The organism is Kitasatospora putterlickiae, assembly GCF_039527695.1.
GTDB classification, from domain to species: domain Bacteria; phylum Actinomycetota; class Actinomycetes; order Streptomycetales; family Streptomycetaceae; genus Kitasatospora; species Kitasatospora putterlickiae.
Genome location: NZ_BAAAKJ010000304.1, coordinates 13,517 through 17,279 on the forward strand (window position 1 = coordinate 13,517; position 3,763 = coordinate 17,279).

Genomic DNA, 3,763 nt, shown 5'->3' on the forward strand with positions numbered 1-3,763 from the left:
CCGGATGGGGGCGGCCGGGCGGCGCGGCCACCTGGGCCCGTGGGAGCGGCTCCCGCCGGGCGCCGACCGGCCGTTCCGCCCGGGCGACGAGGTCGAGTTGACGCCCGGGCTGGTGCTGACCCGCAGCGGCCGCCGCTTCCCGGCCGAGCTGGCCGTGGCGTGGCGGTCGGAGGCGGCCCGCACCCCGCTGCCGCCGGGGGCCGCCGAACCGACGCGCTCCATCTGACGCCCGCCCGGCCGGAGAATCGTCCGGCTTGAGGCCCGCCCGGCCGGAGGCTCACACGCTGCGGTCCGCCAGGATCTCCCGGACGACGTGCCGGGCGTTGGCGGCCAGTGGCGGGTTGGTGGTGCGGTAGTAGGGCAGTTGGACGAGGGCGATGGACAGCGCCCAGGCGCGGCCGCGTTCCCAGGTGGCGTCGTCGACGGCCAGGGTGCCGCGGAAGGCCGGGCGGGCGGAAGGCGGGAGCAGGCTCCAGGCGGGCAGCAGGTCGACGGTCGGGTCACCGACGCCCAGCAGGCCGAAGTCCAGGACCGCGCTGAGGCGTTGGCCGGTGACCAGGAGGTTGCCGGGGGTGAGGTCGCCGTGCACCCAGACGGCCGGCCCGGAGGGCTCGGGCAGCCGTAGCGCCTTGTCCCACAGGGCGGTCGCCGTCTCGGTGTCGAGCACCCCGCGCAGCCGCCCGATGGCGGCCCGGGTGGCGGCGTCACGGCTCGCCAGTGACCCGGCGCGCAGTGCGTCCGGGGCGTCCGGGGCGGGTTCGACGGAGCGCAGGGCGGTGACGAATTCGGCGAGGTCGTAGGCGAGCTGGACGGGGTTGGGGATCGATCCGGGGACCGGGTTGGCGCCGTCGAGCCATCGCAGCACCGACCAGCTCCAGGGGTAGCCGACGGTCGGCCGGCCCTGGCCGACCGGCGCCGGGACGGGCACCGGCAGGTGCCGGGCGAGGCGGGGGAGCCAGTACTGCTCGCGTCCGAGGTTCCCGGCGGCCCACGCGGCCCGGGGGAGGCGGACGGCGAGTTCGGGTCCGAGCCGGAACATCGCGTTGTCGGTGGCGGTGAGCCCGGCCGCCGCGAGCGGCAGGCCCTTCCACTGCGGGAACTGGAGGGCGATCAGCCGCCGTACCAGTCCGGTGTCGATGGCGGGTTCGTCGTCGTGCAGACGGTCGTGCAGGGGATCGTGCAGAGGGCTGTACCGGTGGTCGTCGTCGTGCAGGTGGTCGGGCGTCCGAGCGGCTGCGCACATGCCCGGCACTGTACGCCGCGAGGGGCCCCGCGCTCAGGCGGATTTCGAACACCAGGGTGAGAACATGAGTATTTCGGGGAGGCGTTGGGTTTCGCGGGGGGCGCTCGGGGTCGCGACGGGGGCCGTCGCGGGCGGCCGCACGCCACGCCCGGGGTGGCGGGGGCGGGGCGGGGTGTCGGGGGTTGCTGCGAGAATGCGGGGGTACGGAACGCAACTCTGAAGAAGGTGACCGGCTTCGTGACCACGCCAGTCGAACAGGCGGCCAAGCAGGCCCAGCAGGCGATCGAGCGGAAGATCGCCGAGGAACTGGGCGTCCGCGAGGGGCAGGTGAAGTCGGCGGTCGAGCTGCTGGACGGCGGCGCGACGGTGCCGTTCGTGGCCCGCTACCGCAAGGAGGTCACCGGCTCGCTGGACGACGCGCAGCTGCGCACCCTGGAGGAGCGGCTGCGCTACCTGCGGGAGCTGGAGGAGCGGCGCACCGCCGTCCTGGAGTCGATCGAGGCGCAGGGCAAGCTGGACGACGCGCTGCGCGCGCGGGTCCTGGCCGCCGACTCCAAGGCGCGGCTGGAGGACATCTACCTGCCGTTCAAGCCGAAGCGGCGCACCAAGGCGCAGATCGCCCGCGAGGCCGGCCTGGAGCCGCTGGCGGACACCCTGCTCGCCGACCCGGCGCAGGACCCGGCCGCGCTGGCGGCGGGCTACCTGAACGAGTCGGTGGCCGACGCCCCGGCCGCGCTGGAGGGCGCCCGGGCGATCCTGGTCGAGCGGTTCGGCGAGGACGCCGACCTGGTCGGCTCGCTGCGCGAGCGGATGTGGACCCGGGGCCGGATGGTCGCCACCGTCCGCGAGGGCAAGGAGCAGGAGGGCGCGAAGTTCGCCGACTACTTCGACTTCGCCGAGCCGTACACCAGGCTCCCCTCGCACCGCGTCCTGGCGATGCTGCGCGGCGAGAAGGAGGAGGTGCTGGACCTCGACCTGTCCCCGTACGACGGCGAGGAGGCCGGCGACCTGCCCGGCGCCAACGACTACGAGCAGCGCATCGCCGCCCGCTTCGGCATCGCCGACCACGGCCGCCCGGCCGACAAGTGGCTCGGCGACACCGTCCGCTGGGCCTGGCGCACCCGGATCCTGGTCCGGCTCGGCATCGACCTGCGCGGCCGGCTGCGCGCGGAGGCCGAGGACGAGGCGGTGCGCGTCTTCGCCGCCAACCTGCGGGACCTGCTGCTCGCCGCCCCGGCCGGCACCCGCGCCACCATGGGCCTGGACCCGGGCTTCCGCACCGGCGTCAAGGTCGCGGTGGTGGACGCGACCGGCAAGGTGGTCGCGTACGACACGATCTACCCGCACCAGCCCGCCAACAAGTGGGACGCCGCGCTGGCGACCCTGGCCGCGCTGGCGGCGAAGCACGACGTCGACCTGGTGGCGATCGGCAACGGCACCGCCTCCCGGGAGACCGACAAGCTCGCCGAGGACCTCATCAAGCGCCACCCGGAACTCAAGCTCACCAAGGCGATGGTCAGCGAGGCCGGCGCCTCGGTCTACTCGGCGTCCGCCTTCGCCTCGCAGGAGCTGCCGGACCTGGACGTGTCGATCCGCGGCGCGGTCTCGATCGCCCGCCGGCTCCAGGACCCGCTGGCCGAACTGGTCAAGATCGATCCCAAGTCGATCGGGGTCGGCCAGTACCAGCACGACCTGAGCGAGCTGAAGCTCTCCCGCTCGCTGGACGCCGTGGTCGAGGACTGCGTGAACGCGGTCGGCGTGGACGTCAACACCGCCTCCGCCCCGCTGCTCACCCGGGTCTCCGGCATCACCGGCACGCTCGCGGACAACATCGTCGCCCACCGGGACGCCAACGGCCCGTTCCGCACCCGCAAGGCGCTGAAGGACGTGGCCCGGCTCGGCCCGAAGGCCTTCGAGCAGTGCGCGGGCTTCCTGCGGATCCCGGACGGCGACGACCCACTGGACGCCTCCAGCGTGCACCCGGAGGCGTACCCGGTGGTGCGCCGGATCCTCGCCGCGACCGGCGGGGAGCTGCGCGAGCTGATCGGCAACGGCGGCAGGCTGCGCGCCCTGCGGCCGGGTGACTTCGCCGACGACACCTTCGGCGTGCCGACCGTCACCGACATCCTCGGCGAGCTGGACAAGCCGGGCCGTGACCCGCGCCCGGCGTTCCGCACCGCGACCTTCAAGGAGGGCGTCGACAAGATCGGCGACCTGGAGGTCGGCATGGTGCTGGAGGGCGTGGTGACCAACGTGGCCGCGTTCGGCGCCTTCGTCGACGTGGGCGTGCACCAGGACGGGCTGGTGCACGTGTCGGCGCTGTCGAAGAACTTCGTCAAGGACCCGCGCGAGGTGGTCAAGCCGGGCGACATCGTGACCGTCCGGGTGACCTCGGTGGACGTGCCGCGCAAGCGGATCGGGCTCACCCTGCGGCTGGACGACGAGGTGGAGCGCGGCGGCGAGCGCGGCGGCCGCGGCGGCGACCGGCAGGACGGCCCGCCGCGCCAGGAGCGCCGCGGC

General features: G+C 74.4%; 2 protein-coding genes and 1 pseudogene. 2 read left to right on the forward strand and 1 reads right to left on the reverse strand.

Annotated elements, in window-relative coordinates:
• A pseudogene (locus ABD308_RS29255) lies at positions 1 to 226 on the forward strand (FHA domain-containing protein); the annotation flags it as partial.
• Between the two features lie 51 nt (positions 227 to 277).
• Here the strand turns inward: ABD308_RS29255 and ABD308_RS29260 are convergent.
• Entirely contained in the window at positions 278 to 1,243 is a 966-nt protein-coding gene (locus ABD308_RS29260) for an aminoglycoside phosphotransferase family protein (protein WP_344341082.1), read from the reverse strand.
• Between the two features lie 237 nt (positions 1,244 to 1,480).
• Between ABD308_RS29260 and ABD308_RS29265 the strand changes: the two genes are divergently transcribed.
• Positions 1,481 to 3,763 (forward strand): Tex family protein (locus tag ABD308_RS29265; RefSeq protein ID WP_344341085.1); only part of this gene is annotated, 2,283 nt, incomplete at its 3' end.

Coding starts and splice junctions, on each gene's coding strand:
- ABD308_RS29260 (WP_344341082.1), bottom strand. CDS start 1,243: ATGTGCGCAGCCGCTCGGACGCCCGACCACCTGCACGACGACGACCAC.